The 14,920-nt window shown below is 41.8% G+C and carries 19 protein-coding genes; 13 read left to right on the top strand and 6 right to left on the bottom strand.

What is annotated here, in order from left to right; translation table 11 throughout:
- Nucleotides 1-96: 96 nt before the first annotated feature.
- Nucleotides 97-603: a GNAT family N-acetyltransferase gene (locus ACIQCO_RS18105; RefSeq protein ID WP_400430829.1), complete on the bottom strand. Its 507-nt coding sequence runs from the start codon at nucleotides 601-603 to the stop codon at nucleotides 97-99.
- A 186-nt stretch (nucleotides 604-789) separates the two neighbouring features.
- Nucleotides 790-942, bottom strand: coding sequence for a YpzG family protein (locus ACIQCO_RS18100; protein WP_400430827.1), 153 nt, complete (start codon nucleotides 940-942; stop codon nucleotides 790-792).
- 251 nt (nucleotides 943-1,193) lie between these two features.
- On the opposite strand from ACIQCO_RS18100, the gene fabG reads away from it, so the two are divergent.
- The 5 genes from fabG to ACIQCO_RS18075 all read left to right on the top strand — a co-directional run bounded on the left by fabG (nucleotide 1,194) and on the right by ACIQCO_RS18075 (nucleotide 5,014).
- Nucleotides 1,194-1,958: a 3-oxoacyl-ACP reductase FabG gene (fabG, locus tag ACIQCO_RS18095; RefSeq protein ID WP_400430825.1), complete on the top strand. Its 765-nt coding sequence runs from the start codon at nucleotides 1,194-1,196 to the stop codon at nucleotides 1,956-1,958.
- 22 nt (nucleotides 1,959-1,980) lie between these two features.
- Complete coding sequence (locus ACIQCO_RS18090; RefSeq protein ID WP_400430823.1) at nucleotides 1,981-2,430, top strand: MaoC family dehydratase N-terminal domain-containing protein; 450 nt, start codon at nucleotides 1,981-1,983, stop codon at nucleotides 2,428-2,430.
- Nucleotides 2,427-2,828, top strand: a complete 402-nt coding sequence (locus tag ACIQCO_RS18085) for a MaoC/PaaZ C-terminal domain-containing protein (protein WP_400430821.1) — start codon at nucleotides 2,427-2,429, stop codon at nucleotides 2,826-2,828. Before ACIQCO_RS18090 ends, ACIQCO_RS18085 begins: the two co-directional genes overlap by 4 nt.
- Before the next feature lie 142 nt (nucleotides 2,829-2,970).
- Nucleotides 2,971-3,747, top strand: a complete 777-nt coding sequence (locus ACIQCO_RS18080; RefSeq protein ID WP_400430871.1) for an SDR family oxidoreductase — start codon at nucleotides 2,971-2,973, stop codon at nucleotides 3,745-3,747.
- A gap of 403 nt (nucleotides 3,748-4,150) precedes the next feature.
- Nucleotides 4,151-5,014 (top strand): GNAT family N-acetyltransferase, encoded by an 864-nt coding sequence (locus tag ACIQCO_RS18075; protein WP_400430819.1) that lies wholly within the window; start codon nucleotides 4,151-4,153, stop codon nucleotides 5,012-5,014.
- A 53-nt stretch (nucleotides 5,015-5,067) separates the two neighbouring features.
- Here ACIQCO_RS18075 and ACIQCO_RS18070 read toward each other — a convergent pair whose 3' ends face one another.
- Both ACIQCO_RS18070 and motA read right to left on the bottom strand, forming a co-directional pair.
- Nucleotides 5,068-5,826, bottom strand: coding sequence for a flagellar motor protein MotB (locus tag ACIQCO_RS18070; RefSeq protein ID WP_400430817.1), 759 nt, complete (start codon nucleotides 5,824-5,826; stop codon nucleotides 5,068-5,070).
- Entirely contained in the window at nucleotides 5,810-6,607 is a 798-nt protein-coding gene (gene motA, locus ACIQCO_RS18065) for a flagellar motor stator protein MotA (RefSeq protein ID WP_400430815.1), read from the bottom strand. The genes ACIQCO_RS18070 and motA overlap by 17 nt, the downstream gene beginning before the upstream one ends.
- A gap of 102 nt (nucleotides 6,608-6,709) precedes the next feature.
- Between motA and ACIQCO_RS18060 the strand changes: the two genes are divergently transcribed.
- Genes ACIQCO_RS18060 through ACIQCO_RS18050 form a run of 3 tightly spaced genes read left to right on the top strand, consistent with a single transcriptional unit; the run spans nucleotide 6,710 to nucleotide 8,794 of the window.
- On the top strand, nucleotides 6,710-7,147 hold the full coding sequence (locus tag ACIQCO_RS18060; RefSeq protein ID WP_400430813.1) for a YaaR family protein: 438 nt from the start codon (nucleotides 6,710-6,712) through the stop codon (nucleotides 7,145-7,147).
- Between the two features lie 29 nt (nucleotides 7,148-7,176).
- Nucleotides 7,177-8,016, top strand: a complete 840-nt coding sequence (locus ACIQCO_RS18055; RefSeq protein WP_400430811.1) for a flagellar hook-basal body protein — start codon at nucleotides 7,177-7,179, stop codon at nucleotides 8,014-8,016.
- A 4-nt stretch (nucleotides 8,017-8,020) separates the two neighbouring features.
- A complete protein-coding gene (locus ACIQCO_RS18050; RefSeq protein ID WP_400430809.1) occupies nucleotides 8,021-8,794 on the top strand; it encodes a flagellar hook-basal body protein in 774 nt (257 codons plus the stop codon).
- Between the two features lie 43 nt (nucleotides 8,795-8,837).
- On the opposite strand, the gene ACIQCO_RS18045 is transcribed toward ACIQCO_RS18050, so the two are convergent.
- Nucleotides 8,838-9,287, bottom strand: coding sequence for a PilZ domain-containing protein (locus tag ACIQCO_RS18045; RefSeq protein WP_400430807.1), 450 nt, complete (start codon nucleotides 9,285-9,287; stop codon nucleotides 8,838-8,840).
- Nucleotides 9,288-9,431: 144 nt separating this feature from the next.
- On the opposite strand from ACIQCO_RS18045, the gene flgM reads away from it, so the two are divergent.
- From flgM to ACIQCO_RS18020, 5 genes are all read left to right on the top strand, one after another.
- On the top strand, nucleotides 9,432-9,713 hold the full coding sequence (gene flgM, locus ACIQCO_RS18040; protein ID WP_400430806.1) for a flagellar biosynthesis anti-sigma factor FlgM: 282 nt from the start codon (nucleotides 9,432-9,434) through the stop codon (nucleotides 9,711-9,713).
- Nucleotides 9,706-10,176 carry a flagellar protein FlgN gene (locus tag ACIQCO_RS18035; RefSeq protein ID WP_400430804.1) on the top strand — a complete coding sequence of 157 codons (471 nt, stop codon included), beginning with the start codon at nucleotides 9,706-9,708 and terminating at the stop codon, nucleotides 10,174-10,176. Before flgM ends, ACIQCO_RS18035 begins: the two co-directional genes overlap by 8 nt.
- 12 nt (nucleotides 10,177-10,188) lie before the next feature.
- Complete coding sequence (gene flgK / locus ACIQCO_RS18030) at nucleotides 10,189-11,622, top strand: flagellar hook-associated protein FlgK (RefSeq protein WP_400430802.1); 1,434 nt, start codon at nucleotides 10,189-10,191, stop codon at nucleotides 11,620-11,622.
- A gap of 23 nt (nucleotides 11,623-11,645) precedes the next feature.
- A complete protein-coding gene (flgL, locus tag ACIQCO_RS18025) occupies nucleotides 11,646-12,521 on the top strand; it encodes a flagellar hook-associated protein FlgL (protein WP_400430800.1) in 876 nt (291 codons plus the stop codon).
- A gap of 172 nt (nucleotides 12,522-12,693) precedes the next feature.
- Nucleotides 12,694-13,863 carry a flagellin N-terminal helical domain-containing protein gene (locus ACIQCO_RS18020; RefSeq protein WP_400430798.1) on the top strand — a complete coding sequence of 390 codons (1,170 nt, stop codon included), beginning with the start codon at nucleotides 12,694-12,696 and terminating at the stop codon, nucleotides 13,861-13,863.
- A 72-nt stretch (nucleotides 13,864-13,935) separates the two neighbouring features.
- Here ACIQCO_RS18020 and ACIQCO_RS18015 read toward each other — a convergent pair whose 3' ends face one another.
- A complete protein-coding gene (locus tag ACIQCO_RS18015; RefSeq protein WP_400430797.1) occupies nucleotides 13,936-14,787 on the bottom strand; it encodes a DNA endonuclease in 852 nt (283 codons plus the stop codon).
- Between the last annotated feature and the right edge of the window lie 133 nt (nucleotides 14,788-14,920).

Genomic DNA, 14,920 nt, shown 5'->3' with positions numbered 1-14,920 from the left:
AAACTTTACTTATACCTATATAGTACTAAAAATCTAAGGATATTGGAATATTACAAAGATAGAAAAAAATGAATCGTGTTTAATTGGGAAAATTCTTTATTTAGAAATTCTTTTCCCAAGGATAAGTAAATCTCGCTCAACACCATCAAGTTCTGCTACTTTTGGAAGATGTGCCCAAGTTTCAAAACCGAAGTTTGAGAAAAGTTTAATGCTTGGTTCATTATGAGCAAAAATAAACCCAAGCAACGTTTTGATTTCGAGTGTTGGGCAAGCTTCGAGAGCTTTTTGAATCAGGAATTTTCCGAGCTTTCTGCCCCGGAAATCAGGGTGAATATAGATACTGATTTCCGCCGTAGCGTTGTAAGCGGGCCGGCCGTAAAAGGATTGAAAGCTAACCCAAGCACACGTATCCCCTTGGTTTTCAACAACCCATAATGGGCGGAAATTAGGAGAGTGGTCGTTAAACCACTGCACACGGGATTCAATAGAAACTGGTTCAAGATCGGCAGTAGCCAATCGGCTTGGTATGGTTGAATTGTATATGTCTATAATTGCTGGTATATCACTAAGAATTGCATGTCTGATTGTGAAGTCCTCAAACATAAATGCTTCACTCCTGTCTTTTAATATTTTATTATGTTATCGTTTCGTCCTTACAATATCAATATAAAGTTTGGATTAGATAAAAAACAGAAAGGCCCTTTCTCGAGTACTGTAATCGAGAAAAGGCCTCATCTGTTCATGACAGCTTAAACTATGGCTGCCACTCTTCGTTTCTTGCCAAACCTATTACCACCGGTGAGCTTTGGCATTGCTCCTAAGGATAATATTGTTTGGCGTCCTCATTGTTTGCCCATTCATTTGCGACTTGGTATGTTTAGGCCTTGTCCAAGTGGATTGAAAAAGCTGTGAGTGTGGATCTAAATGATCTTTGTAGCTCATCAAATCACCTCATCAAAGGATTTAGAAACGATGATATTCGCTTAGGAATATCCCAATTATTATTTGTGATAAAGCCGGAAATTAGTCAGGTATGGCAAAATAGTTGAATTAAAACTTGTTTTATCTGAAATTTCGGAATAAAATAAAGCTAACATACCAACTGGTATGTTAGCTTTTTGATGATGACATAATATATGTAATTAATTTTTGTAAGCGATGTCTAAATTATTTCTTGGACAGGAGGAAGAGAAATGATAGGAAGATTTGAAGGAAGAGTGGCATTTGTCACTGGCGGAAGCCGGGGAATCGGCAAAGGAATTGTCGAGCTTTTTGCTGAGGAAGGAGCAAAGGTGGCCTTCATTGATTTAAATGTGGAGGCGCTAAGTGCGACAACAAATGAATTAATGGAAAAAGGCTATGAGGTATATTCAAAGGTGGCAAATGTTACGGATGCTGCTCAGGTTGAAGCTGCCATTAAAGAGGCATACGAGGTATTTGGATCGATTGATATCCTTGTCAATAATGCGGGAGTCATCCGTGATAATCTGCTGTTTAAAATGACCGATTCCGATTGGCAAACCGTTATGGATGTCCATTTAAAGGGCTCCTTCATTGCGGCCCGTGCCGCACAAAAATATATGGTTGCACAAAAATATGGGCGCATCATCAGTATCTCCTCGACATCAGCACTTGGTAATCGCGGCCAGGCTAATTATGCTGCGGCAAAAGCAGGCTTGCAGGGCTTTACGAAAACACTGGCGATTGAGCTCGGGCGCTATGGTATTACCGCTAACTCGGTCGCACCAGGCTTTATCGAAACAGAAATGACGAAAGAAACGGCAGCGAGAATTGGCATTCCTTTTGAGCAATTAATTCAATCGAGTGTAGCACAAATACCTGTTGGAAGAAGCGGGAAGCCAGCTGATATCGCCAATGCCGTCGCCTTCTTTGCTGACGAAAGATCATCGTTCGTGAATGGTCAGGTTATGTATGTTGCCGGTGGACCAAAAAATTAATTTTCTCTTGAGGTGAAGTGACTTGTTTAAAGACCAGATTGGCAAGCTCTCGAATAAGGTAAAAAATGCGGTCGAAAGAGGTGCGGTAAAGAAATTTGCCGAAGCAATCGGCGACCCTCATCCGATATATATTGATGAGGCTACGGGAAGAGGTTCTAGATTTAAAAATAATATCGCCCCGCCGACATTCCCAAGAATTTTTGATTATGGTGAGATTGAAGGATTTAACCTGCCTAATAAAGGCTTGATTCATGGTGAACAAACGTTTCATTACGAAAGACCATTATTGGTTGGCGAAGAACTTTACTGTTATACAAAGGTGAAGAATTATTTTGAGAAAAAAGGCAGCTTTGGTGAAATGGGCTTCCTCGTGCTTGAAAACTACGGTGAAGATTTGGAAGGAAAAACGATTTTCAGTTCAACTTCGACAATCGTAATCTCTGAAGCGGTAAGGAAGGTGTTGACCAGATGAGTACGGTTGTGGAATTACAAGTTGGCGAATCGCTTAAGGATATTCAACTCAAGCCCGTTTCAAGGCTGGACTTGATTAAGTATGCCGGTGCTTCGGGGGATTTTAATCCGATTCACACGATTGATGTTGAGGCAGAACAAGCGGGCTTGCCCGGCATCATTGCCCATGGGATGTGGACGATGGGCAATCTAGCCAAGCTTTTTACCGAGTACTATGAGGAAGGTTTCATCCAGGATTTTTCTATCCGTTTTAAAGGAATGGTATTTTTGAACGATATCATCACCCTTAAGGCGACGTTAAAGGAAAAACAAGAAAAACGGCTGCGCTTCGCCGTGCAAGCCATTAATCAACAGGGGAATGTGGTTTTAAAGGGTGAGGTTGTCTATCGCCAATACTAAAGGCTTTGGACGAACGTTAGTTATGGTCCAGGTCTAACCAATAATGAATATGCGTGCGCTTTGTGAAACCATGGGCCGATCAACAATTACCAGATAGGAATTGAAAAAATACCGATGATGTTAAGATGGGAGGTTTTCGATGATGCATGTGAACGAGCTGTTTGATTTAACAGGAAAGGTTGCCATTGTAACAGGCGGCGGGCGCGGGCTCGGTCAGCAAATTGCCGAAGGCTTTGCCGAAGCAGGTGCAAATGTGGTGGTATGTTCAAGAAATCTTGTGGCCTGTGAGGAAGTAAGCGCACGGCTGAAAAATCTTGGTGTTGAAAGTCTTGCGTTAAAATGTGATGTGACCAAACCGGATGATGTTCAACTTGTCGTGCGGCGGACAGTTGAACAATTTGGCCGGATTGACATTCTTGTTAACAACAGCGGTGCTTCATGGGGTGCCCTAGTCGAGGAAATGCCGCTGGAGGCATGGTATAAAGTGATGAATGTCAACGTTACGGGGACCTTCTTAATGTCCCAGGCAGCCGGCAAAGTGATGATTGAACAAAAGTCGGGAAAAATTATCAACATTGCCTCTGTAGCCGGGTTACAAGGCAGTGATCCAAAATATATGAATGCGATTGGCTATAATACCAGCAAGGGTGCAGTAATTACTTTTACCAAGGATTTAGCGGTGAAATGGGGCCAGCATGGCATCTGTGTCAACGCGATTGCCCCGGGATTTTTCCCGACAAAAATGTCTAAGGCCATCCTCGAACACGGCGGGCGCGCGATTCTTGAAGGGACACCACTAAGAAAATTTGGCTCGGATACCGACATGAAAGGTGTGGCGTTATTTCTAGCCTCAAAAGCATCGGATTTTGTGACGGGTGATATTGTGATTGTTGATGGCGGTGCCCATGCAATGTTGTGAAGTCTTCGTATGAGGGGGGATATGCCAGTAAATGAGTGGTATGCGCGAGTAAACGAGTGGCATCCGCAAGTAAATGATGGTTAATCGCCAGTAAGTGAAGGACATCCGACAGTTGGAGGCGGTTATGCGACAGTTGGGAAAGGTATTCCGACAGTTGGAGGTGGTTATTCGACAGTTGGGGAAGGTATTCCGCCAGTTGGAGAGGGATTCCGCCAGTTGGAGAGGGATTCCGACAGTTGGAGAGGGATTCCGCCAGTAAGTGAGGGTTTTGCGCCAGTAAATGAAGGTTTATCGCCAGTAAGTGAGGTGATACGCCAATAATAGCGGCGTAACCGCCAGTAAACGAGTGTTTTCCGCCAGTAAGGAGTTAATATATATTGCACCATCTAAGGAGAGAAGCAAAATGGCTATTATTTTTAAAAAATTGACAGAATGTAAGATTGAAGAGGCGGTTACTGCCTGGAATCGCGGGTTTGAGGGTTATTTTGTTCAAATTGAAATGACCGCAGAGACCTTTTTTCAACGTTTCGTAAATGAGGGCCTTTCCATGACAATGTCGCTGGTAGCCTTTGATGGGGAGGAACCTGTGGCGATTATCTTAAATGGCGTCCGCAACATTGACGGGAAAAAAACAGTTTGGAATGGCGGAACGGGTGTTGCTACTTCCTACCGAGGGAAAGGTGTCTCCAAGCAGCTAATGGAAGAGACGTTCAAACTGTATGCTGACGAGGGAATTGAAGTCGCCACACTCGAAGCCATTAAGGAAAATGAACGGGCGATTCGTTTATACCAAAAATATGGCTATGAAATCATCGATTCTGTCGTCTTTTTAAGCGGGGCTGTAGAATCCCAGTCGGCCGCGACCTCGTCGATACAAATAAAGCCAATCCGGCCGGAGCAGCTCCCAACATTCCAATTTTATAAAGAAAATGTCCCATGGCAATGTCAGTGGCAGAGTGTCAGGCCAGGGGAAGCGCAAGTTTATTATGCAGCCGGGGACGAACAACTTGGTTATTGTTTATTTAGAAGAGTTTGGAATCAAACAGGGCAGCTGGAGAAGGTAATCATCTACCAGCTTGAACTATTTTCGGAGTTTACTAGCGATATAATCAATACGATTATGGCGGGCATCTGTGGCGAAGCAGACCATTCGGTAAACATCATGACCGTCAATGCCTCCTTATCAAATCCAGTTACCCAGTACTTAATCGAAAATGGATTTTCGAAAGCAACGGAGCAGGTGCAAATGGTCAAACAGGTCAATTAATAAACAAGAAGCCAAGCTCAACCATTAGGGAGAGTTTGGCTTCTTTCGAAGTACTAGTTATTTCGCAAAATAACAATATTCACGCGGCGATTGACCTGTTTATGCTCCTCGGTATCATTAGGAACGAGCGGTTTGAATTCACCATAGCCAGCAAACTGGAGGCGTTCTTTGGCAATATTCTTTGTTTCAAAATAATGGAGTACACTGACTGCCCTGGCAGAGGACAACTCCCAGTTTGAAGCGTAATTCGAATTGTTGATTGGCACATTATCGGTATGACCCTCAATGCTGATTGGATTCGGTACAGTTTTGATTAAGAGAATGATGGCATCCAAGGTTTGATTGGAACTCCCCTTAAGACTGGCTTTTCCGGGATCAAACAGGATGACTTCCTTAAAGGTAATTTCTACTCCCCGCTTCGTGTCTTGCAGTGTAACATCTGCTTGCAGGTGACTATCAGCAATGAACTTTTCAATTTTGCCTTTCAACTCTAAAAGCTCGGTCTCTTCTTTGCTCGGACCGGGGACCGCACCCTGTGCCGGCTTTGGTTCTTTCACCTCTTGGTCCGGCAGATCCTTATTTGGCGGCTGAACGGACAATCCTGCCTTATGATTATCGATTTTGGTTCCCGTTAATTCCGATTTGAACGATTGCATAATCGACATGAATTTCTGTTTATCGACCGCACTGGAGGCAAATAATACAATAAATAATGCCAGTAGCAGTGTCAGAATATCGGCATAGGGGATCAGCCATGATTCATCAATATGTTCTTCATGCTCATCGTCAAAATTTCTACGCTGTTTTCTCATGTGCTTTGTCCTCGGTTTTCTTTTCTTGCTTTTTCCGTTCCTTTGGCGGGATATAAACCGTTAATTTCCGCTCAAGTGCACTCGGTGAAACCCCTTGATAAATCGCTAACAGCCCCTCAATTGTTAACAGCTTTAATTCCTGTTCCCGTTTCGCGAGCCGTTTTAATTTATTTGCCAGCGGATGCCATAACACATATCCGGAAAAAATACCCATTAAAGTGGCAATAAAAGCGGCGGAAATGGAATGACCAAGTTTTTCAACATTATTTAAGTTTCCAAGTGAGGCAATCAGTCCAATAACGGCTCCAAGTACGCCAAGTGTCGGAGCATAGGTGCCTGCTTGGGTGAAGATGAGTGCCCCCGTCTTATGGCGTTTGCTAACCGCGTCAACTTCATCAAAGAGAACTTCTTCAATGAAATCTGCTTCATTGCCATCAATAATCATTTCCAAGCCTTTTTTTAAAAATGGATCCTTTGTTTCGCCGGCGACTTCCTCTAGTGCTAGAAATCCTTCCCGCTTCGCAATTTCCGCGCATCTGACTAAATTGGCTGTTTGCTCTGCCTTAGATGGGAGTTTTGGTTCGAAAAAGGCGATTTTTAATAGAATAGGGAACTTTTTTATTTCACTGAGTGGAAAAGCAATGAATAACGCTGCGGCCGTCCCGCCAAAAATTATTAATAATGCAGCAGGATTATATAAAGCTGCCAACGAGGCTCCCTTTAAAATCATTCCAAACCCAATAGCGAGTAATGCAAGCAAAATTCCAATAATCGTCGACATCATTTTCTCCTTTAAAAGTAGAATAAATAGATTTATAATGTTATTGTACGTGAATCGGTAAAATTCGACAATTCATTTTTTAATAGAGAGGGGACATTCCGTTTGAAGATTCAACCGAACCATGGTGTGAACCAGGAACGTTTTTTTTCCACAAGAGAAAAGGGAAAAGAAACATTGTCCTTTCATCATATTTTACAAGAAAAACAAACCACACTTTCCAAGGCGCGATTACAAACCCTCTTTGATGAGCTGGAACAGCATGGCACATGTTTAAGCCGGTCCCGTTCCTTAAAGGATTTAATTGCTTATAAGCAGACGATTCAATCTTTTTTAAAAGAAGTTGCCCAGAACGGGGTAGCGATTGAAGAACACAAGGGTTCCTATCCAAATGGACGGGAAAAGCGTTTGAAGATGATTAAACAAGTCGATCACCAGCTGCTGGAGCTGTCTGACCTTGTGTTAGACAAGCAAGCGCCTTCAATCGATTTGCTCCGGAAAATGGGAGAAATCAAGGGGTTATTAGTGAATCTTTATTTATAGATATTTTAAAAGCGAGAGGGGCACGAACCATGCTTCGCGGAATTGAATCTGCAGCATCAGGGATGATTGCACTGCAGCGAAAGCAAGATGCGTTAACCAATAATTTGGCCAATGCCGAAACACCTGGCTACAAACAGGACAACAGTCCATTGCGGGCGTTTCCGGAAATGCTGTTAGAGCAAATACATAATCAAAATTCAGCGCCAGGAAGAAAAATCGGCTCCTTAACGATGGGGGTCTATAATCAAGAAACATTAGCTTTGTTTACCCAAGGCAGTCTTGTCAGCACAAACAGCCCGTTTGATGTCGCCATCAATGATTCACAGCTTGCACCGATTCTAACCAACAATAAATACATAAAGCCTACCGTTTTATTCGCCGTCCAAACAGCGGATGGCGGTTTTCATCTGACGAGAAATGGCAATTTTTCCGTCAATGAAAGCGGCCAGCTGACAACCGCTTCAGGCGATTTGATTTTAGGTCAAAATGGGGCGCCGATTTCTGACCCGGAATTGGCTTCAGGTGATGTGGCAATTAACGACAATGGCGATATTATCATCCATCCCAATGATGCCGGGCGCGCAAAAACAGTCGGCTCGCTTGGTATGGTTGTTGTCAACGACCCCTCCCAGCTAGTGAAAGAGGGGAATGGCCTGTTTACGATTAATGGCGGGAATACCGGGATGATTGCGAAGACCATGCCGGAGGGTGTGCAATTGCAACAGAAGATGCTCGAACAATCGAATGTCGATATCGGCCAGACGATTACCGAAATGATGGCCAATATCCGCCTATATGAGGCAAACCAAAAGGTACTCCAAGCCTATGATAAAACATTGGAACAGTTGAATACTGTGGGAAGGGTATAAACGAATGAATACATCCTTATATATTGCTTCAACAGGAGTCCGTGCCTTTCAAGGAAAAATGGATAATATTGCGAACAATATCGCCAATGTCGATACGACTGGCTATAAACGGCGGGAAGCAACATTTTCTGATAATCTCGCGGTCTCGATTCAAAATCAAACTGAGCAGCAAAAGGAAAACGGCCGTACTTCCCCTCCAGGGATTCGGACAACTTTTGGCTCGAGGATAGCGGCAACGACACTGGATGCAACCCAAGGGACGCCGCTAGAAACAAATAATCCGTTTGACTTCATGATTGTTGGGGACGGATATTTCCAAGTCCAACGAACAACCGGAAATACGACGGAAACCTTGTATACTAGAAACGGGGTTTTTCAACAAATGGCGCTTGGGAATGGCCGTGTCCAGCTTGTAAACTCCCAAGGGGATATTCTCCTTGATCAAAACGGGAAGCCGATTGAACTAAACAGCGGCGAAAACTTTCAGGTGATAACGGACGGAACGATTGCTGGAAGCAGCCAGAAAATGGCGATTATGACGATTGAAAATCCGCAGCTGTTAACCGATGAAGGCGGTGTCTCCCGGCTCATTGGTGGAACGGTCTCGTTGGCCAATTCGGTTAATCTGAAACAAGGCTATCTCGAATCCTCGAACGTCGATTTAAACAAAGAAATGACTGATATGATTAAGGCGCAAAGGGGACTGCAGGCCAATGCCCGGGCCCTTAGCTATGCCGATCAAATGCTGGGAATTGCTAACGGCATTATGAGAACGTAAAAAAAAACGCTCGCATCAAAGGTGCGGGCGTTCTCTAACCGTTTTATTGAGCAATTTTCCTTGTTAACGATGTTAATTTTTTTTGTAAATTTTCCTCCATTGCCGGATTGATAAAAATGAATTTAATTCCGTACTGGTCGCGGTTGATTGCTACGGTTTGCTTTCTTTTTACCATACCCTCAAGTAAAAATGTCTCTTCTTCGAGGGTGAAATAAATAAGCAGCAGCGATTTTAATGTCAGGGAATCTGATTTTGTCTCTATTCTAATTCCGGTCGTACTGATATCACAAATAAGCGCAGCTTCTCGTGAAGAGGAATACAGTGGTTGAACGTTACACATTTTATTATTAATGTATAAACGATAGGCTTGCCGTCTATCAATACTATTCTCTTGTGCCTGTGGTTTTCTTTTTCGATTATTCCTCAGCATCATCACAAGCATGGTTGCAATAATGATGACAAGCACGAAAGAAAGAGCTAGTAGTATGTACATGTAAATTCATCCCCTGAATGCGTTTTCTAGTAAAATAGTAGCATTTTTATTGGAAGAAGAAAAGGAGAAGTTTTCCACTAACCATTTGAAGCGAACCTGCCGATACATAGGAATAGAAGATTGGATGGAAAGGAGCGGACCGTTGTGAAAATCAATAACGTTAATCAAATTAATCGAATTGGTGCAGCTTACAATGCCTATCAAAAAAATAACGAGCAGCCAAAGAAGGCTGCCACTGACAAAAAGGTGCAATTCGAGCAGGTAGAAATATCGAGTGAGGCGCAAAAGCAAATCCAACAGGAAAAAGCAGAGAAAATTGCGCACTTGAAACAACAGATTGCTAATGGGACCTACCAGGTTGACAGCGGGAAGGTCGCTGAAAAACTACTAGCGTTCTGGAAGTCAGGAGCTAAAATCGATGAATAAACTTACAGAAGCTTTGCAGACGCTGGCAAACCTTCACGAAACCTTATTGGAAACGGCGAAAAAGAAACAGCAAATTTTAATCAGCGCCGAGCTTAATCCACTATTATCTGTTTTAGCAGAAGAGTCGAAGCTGATTAAAAAAATTCATGAAGCGGACCAAAAGCGAACAGCGATTTTAGGCGAACAAGCAAATCAGCTATCGCTTTCTGAATTAATCGAACGGGAGCCGGATGACACGGCAAAAAAGGAATGGAGTGACCTGTACACTCATCTAAAGTCTTTATTAGTGGAAATCGAGCAGGTCAATCAGACGAACCAGCAATTAATCGAGCAATCGTTAACATTTACAAATTATATGATCGAACAGATGGTGCCTTCTTCGGACGGAACGGGTGTATACAGCCCAAAGGCAGGCACACAGGAAAAGCAGGGATCTGTTCGTTTTTTCGATGCAAAGGCATAGGGGTGAAGAAAAGTGGGATCAACCTTTGGGGGATTAGAGATTGGTAAGCGAGCGATTTTAGCACAACAGACATCTCTTAATACAACGGGGCACAACATTGCCAACGCCAATACAATTGGCTATACAAGACAGGATGCGGTTATGAAAGCAACCAACCCGTATGCCTATCCGGGCTTGAATAATAGCACGGCGCCGCAGTCCGTTGGGACAGGCGTTGAGGTATCCGAGTTGCGCCGGATTCGTGATTATTTTTTAGATGGACAATACCGGATTGCCCAGCAGGCTTCGGGCTATTGGGATGCGAAAGCGAATGCGCTCACAAGCATTGAGGGCTTATTTAATGAACCATCAGATTCAGGGCTGAGCATGATGCTGGACCGATTTTGGGGAAGCTTTCAGGAGCTGGCCAAGAACCCGGATAGTTTAGCGTTTAGAACGGTTGTGGCTGCGAAAGGGAAGGCAGTGGCGGACAGCATTCAAGCGATTTCACGGGGAATTACACAAATCGAAACCGATTTAACGAAGGATGTATCGTTAAAAGAAGCGGAGATTAATTCTGCGATAAAAGAAGTGGCTGCTTTAAATAAACAAATTTCCCTGTTGACGGCAACAGGCCAGCAGCCGAATGATTTATTAGACAAACGGGATCTAATAATTGATAATCTATCGAAATTAGTGGGTGTTCAAGCTACTCCTAGTCAAAATGGCATGGTCGACCTTAAGATAGGCGGCGTGGCCATTGTCGATGGCATGACTACAAAGACATTTTCAGTCAACCCACAAACGGGCGCAGCGATGGTTGATGGAAATGCCGTTACCTTAGATGGCGGCGAAATCAAGGGCACTCTTGAAATGTTGAGCGGGACAGGGTCATCTAGTATTCCATCATTAAGAAGAAATTTGGATCTATTAGCTGGTGCGATTGCCTCACAAATGAATAGCCTGCAGACAAGCGATGATGCCAGAAATTTAGATGATATTGCAGCGCAAACACAGGTAGAAAAGATACTGTTTTTTGTTGATAAAGACGATCCGACCCAGCCGCCTAGAGATGCTGCCCACATGATGGTCAATCCTCAACTATTGGCCTCACCTGGAAAAATTGCCACCGCAAAATCGGATTTCGCTGGCGACGGCTCCAATGCGAAAGCAATGGCCGATTTGCAATTCCAAAAGATTACTATAAATGGCAGTCAAACGACGATTGGAGATTTTTATCTATCGATTGTTGGACAATTGGGCCTTGATGTCAATGGCGCAATCCAAGCAAGTATTAGCTCGGCAGCTGTCGCACAGCAAGTGGACAACCGCAGACAATCAATCTCCGGTGTTTCGCTTGATGAAGAAATGACGAATATGGTTCGCTTTCAACAAGCCTACAATGCCGCGGCGAAATATGTTTCGGCCGTCAACGATATGTTAGATAAATTAATTAATGGCTTATAAAGGGCAAGAAATGAGGATGCAGGATGCGCGTAACACAGCTTATGGTGACACGAAACTTTAACCAGAATTTACAGCGGAATAACACCGCTATTGATTCATTGCGCCAGCAAATCGCGTCCGGTGTGAAATATGAGAAAGTTTCCGATAATCCGATGGCGGCAATGAAAGGATTATCGCACCGATCGTCGATGATGCAGCTTGAGCAGTATCAAAATAATGCCCAGGACGGAATCGACTGGCTCACAGCTGTTGATGATACACTCGGAAATGCCACGAATGTGCTCCAGCGGATATATGAATTAACCGTTAAAGCCAGTAATGATACAAATGATGATGTTGATCGAAAGAGTATAGCAGTTGAAATCCGTTCGTTAAAAGAGCAGCTTGGTAACATTGCCAATACCAATTTTATGGGGAAATATCTTTTTTCGGGCATGGACCAGAAGCGTCCTTATAGCGATGGGATACTAGAAATGGGTGTTCAGCCTGGGATGTCTTGGGAAATAGGCCAAGGCATGTCGGTGAGTGCGAATGTAAATGCTAGTTCGGTATTTGGATTTGCGGTTGATGGGAAAAATTTATTTGAAACCCTTGATCTTCTTGCAACAACATTAGAAGCTAACGAAAACCCTAATGACCTGATTGGCGTAATTGAAAAGCAGATGAACAACGTTCTCACCCAGCGCACGGTAGCAGGGGCCAATCAAAATTTGCTCGAATTAGCCTCCAATAAAATCGATCAAGCCACCTCCCTTCAGGAAAAAATGCTATCGAAGGTAGAAGATACGGATTATGCAAAAGCTTATATTGAATTAACAGCACATGAGACAGCATTAAAAGCATCACTTTCAGCTGGGGCGAGACTTATGCAGCCGACATTGGTGGATTTCTTGAGATAAATAGAATGCTATTGAAAAAACTCGCTGGTTTGGCGAGTTTTTTCAATTTTAATACAAAAAGATGCAAAATATGATAAATTATTTCACCTTTCCCCTCTACTAATTCAATAACCCTGTCGATACATAGAAATAGAGAGGAAGAAGTTCCTTATCAAACGAGGAGGTACATAAAATGAGAATTAATCATAACATTTCAGCACAAAACACTTACCGTCAATTATCAACAAACAATGCGAACCAAGCAAAAAACATGGAGAAACTATCTTCAGGACTTCGTATCAACCGTGGTGCGGATGATGCGGCAGGGTTATCAATTTCTGAAAAAATGCGGGCTCAAGTTCGCGGCTTAGATCAAGCTTCTAAAAATGCACAAGATGGTATTTCTATGATCCAAACGGCGGATGGTGCATTAAACGAAACACACAACATCCTTCAACGTATGAGAGAACTAAGTGTTCAATCTTCAACTGATACTCTAGCACAACAGGATAGAGATGCTATTGGTGAAGAGATGGTAGCTTTAAGAGATCAAATTAATACAATCTCACAAACAACTCAATTTAACGGCAAGAACATCCTAAATGGTGATTTAGCTGCTTCTCAAGCTACTGGAGGTTTACAAGCTGGTAATACAGTTGGAGCTGCAAAAGTGGATTCAATTGATGTTTCTGGTGCTAAAGCAGGTACACAATTTGATTTGAAATTAAAAGATTTAAGTACCGATACAGTAGTTATGACGGCAAATGGAGTATCTCAAGAAATTAAACTAACTAATTCAATGTTTGATACAGCTGGTAAGAAAACAGTATTGGATTTCGATAAGTTAGGTATAAAAATAACATTAGATTCGACTGCGCCAAATACTGGTTCTGAAGCAGATGATACCGCAGCAGACCTTGCTGGCAAGGCGATAACTACTACTGCTGGTAAAGAGAGTGCTCAATTTTCAGTGGGTGCAAATGGAACTGATAAAGAAACAATTACAGTAGCTTTTAAAGATATGAGTGCAGATAAATTAGGATTAGATACCCTAACTAAGAATACAATGAGTGATGTTACAACTTCTCAAGCTATGACTAAAACATTGGATACTGCAATTGCTGCTGTATCTACGCAAAGAAGTTCTTTGGGTGCAGCACAAAACCGCTTAGAGTTTACAAATAATAATTTAGCTTCTGTATCTCAAAACTTAACATCTGCTGAATCACGTATCAGGGATGTAGACATGGCTCGTGAAATTATGGAAAGCAGTAAGAATGGTATTCTTGCACAAGCTGCTCAAGCAATGCTTAGTCAAGCAAACCAGGCTCCACAATCAGTTCTTCAATTACTTCGTGGATAGTTTTAATGAAAATTGGGGCTCTAGGAAACCTAGAGTCTCTTTTTTATGGCTACACTCTCCAATTGAAAAAATCTAAAATATGCCATCCTTTCTTAATTCCCTCAATTTGTAGACTATAGACCAATAGCTTCTTGAAAGTGTTAAGGCTATTTCTTTATCAGTTTTTCCATTATTCTTTAGGGAGATTAATTTTTTAATTTCTTCTATTGAATAATTTTTATTTCTTTCTGAACTAGTAACAAGAAAAGTGTAATTTGGGAAATTCCTCCCCCATTTATCTTCTTCAAGTTTTAGACGAAAATTCCAATTTGTTTTATAAAACATAGATGGACAACTGACTGTAGCGTCATTTATGACATCTAAGTATGCAAATGTTTCTTTTACAGATGTCGTTCTTAAAATAATTCCAGAGCCATCATTTCTATATCCAAAATGTAAATCAAGATTAAATTGATTTTTTATGTGATTTTTCAGGATTAATAAATCTTCATAAAAGTAATTTTGTAGATATAAATAAATATGTGGGGTAAGGTAAATTCTTTTTTTATTATGGTTAACTTTAGAAGTAATTGATAGGGTACCATCATCCATAAATAAGACTGCTAAAAAAGAAGGATGTTTGCAATTCGGTAACAAGGATGGTGGAATAGTCTTTTTACCAGTCTCATTATAAAATAGTTTTAATAAATTTGTGAAAAAGGGGCTAGAGGCAGAACATAACGTATGACTTTTCGGTCTAATATAAAATAGCCCATCCATTATTTGTACTTTCCATTCACGGTACTCTTTTTGATTTTCTCCATAATGCTCTCTATAACTACTATTTCTCCTTCTACTATTCTTATATAACTTCGTAAGTTCACCATCTCCAATAATACTAGCAATTAAGACATTTATCTGTATTTCGTTTAAATTGCCGAACATTTAAAAGAGCCTCCTTTAAAAGAGAATGTATGTTCTAAAATTTATTATAACAAATATTTTAATAATTTGCACTTCAATTCTTTATAGGGTTTATTAAAACAAGTCTTAAAATAATTTTGATTAAATGAATACC

Source organism: Neobacillus sp. NPDC093127 (genome assembly GCF_044754175.1).
In the GTDB taxonomy this organism is placed as follows: domain Bacteria; phylum Bacillota; class Bacilli; order Bacillales; family Cytobacillaceae; genus Neobacillus.
Note: the sequence above shows the minus strand (reverse complement) of the source record. Positions and strands in the feature narration are given on the sequence as shown.

Coding starts and splice junctions, on each gene's coding strand:
- ACIQCO_RS18105 (WP_400430829.1), bottom strand. CDS start 603: ATGTTTGAGGACTTCACAATCAGACATGCAATTCTTAGTGATATACCA.
- ACIQCO_RS18100 (WP_400430827.1), bottom strand. CDS start 942: ATGAGCTACAAAGATCATTTAGATCCACACTCACAGCTTTTTCAATCC.
- fabG (WP_400430825.1), top strand. CDS start 1,194: ATGATAGGAAGATTTGAAGGAAGAGTGGCATTTGTCACTGGCGGAAGC.
- ACIQCO_RS18085 (WP_400430821.1), top strand. CDS start 2,427: ATGAGTACGGTTGTGGAATTACAAGTTGGCGAATCGCTTAAGGATATT.
- ACIQCO_RS18080 (WP_400430871.1), top strand. CDS start 2,971: ATGCATGTGAACGAGCTGTTTGATTTAACAGGAAAGGTTGCCATTGTA.
- ACIQCO_RS18075 (WP_400430819.1), top strand. CDS start 4,151: ATGGCTATTATTTTTAAAAAATTGACAGAATGTAAGATTGAAGAGGCG.
- ACIQCO_RS18070 (WP_400430817.1), bottom strand. CDS start 5,826: ATGAGAAAACAGCGTAGAAATTTTGACGATGAGCATGAAGAACATATT.
- motA (WP_400430815.1), bottom strand. CDS start 6,607: ATGTCGACGATTATTGGAATTTTGCTTGCATTACTCGCTATTGGGTTT.
- ACIQCO_RS18055 (WP_400430811.1), top strand. CDS start 7,177: ATGCTTCGCGGAATTGAATCTGCAGCATCAGGGATGATTGCACTGCAG.
- ACIQCO_RS18050 (WP_400430809.1), top strand. CDS start 8,021: ATGAATACATCCTTATATATTGCTTCAACAGGAGTCCGTGCCTTTCAA.
- ACIQCO_RS18045 (WP_400430807.1), bottom strand. CDS start 9,287: ATGTACATACTACTAGCTCTTTCTTTCGTGCTTGTCATCATTATTGCA.
- ACIQCO_RS18035 (WP_400430804.1), top strand. CDS start 9,706: ATGAATAAACTTACAGAAGCTTTGCAGACGCTGGCAAACCTTCACGAA.
- flgL (WP_400430800.1), top strand. CDS start 11,646: ATGCGCGTAACACAGCTTATGGTGACACGAAACTTTAACCAGAATTTA.
- ACIQCO_RS18020 (WP_400430798.1), top strand. CDS start 12,694: ATGAGAATTAATCATAACATTTCAGCACAAAACACTTACCGTCAATTA.
- ACIQCO_RS18015 (WP_400430797.1), bottom strand. CDS start 14,787: ATGTTCGGCAATTTAAACGAAATACAGATAAATGTCTTAATTGCTAGT.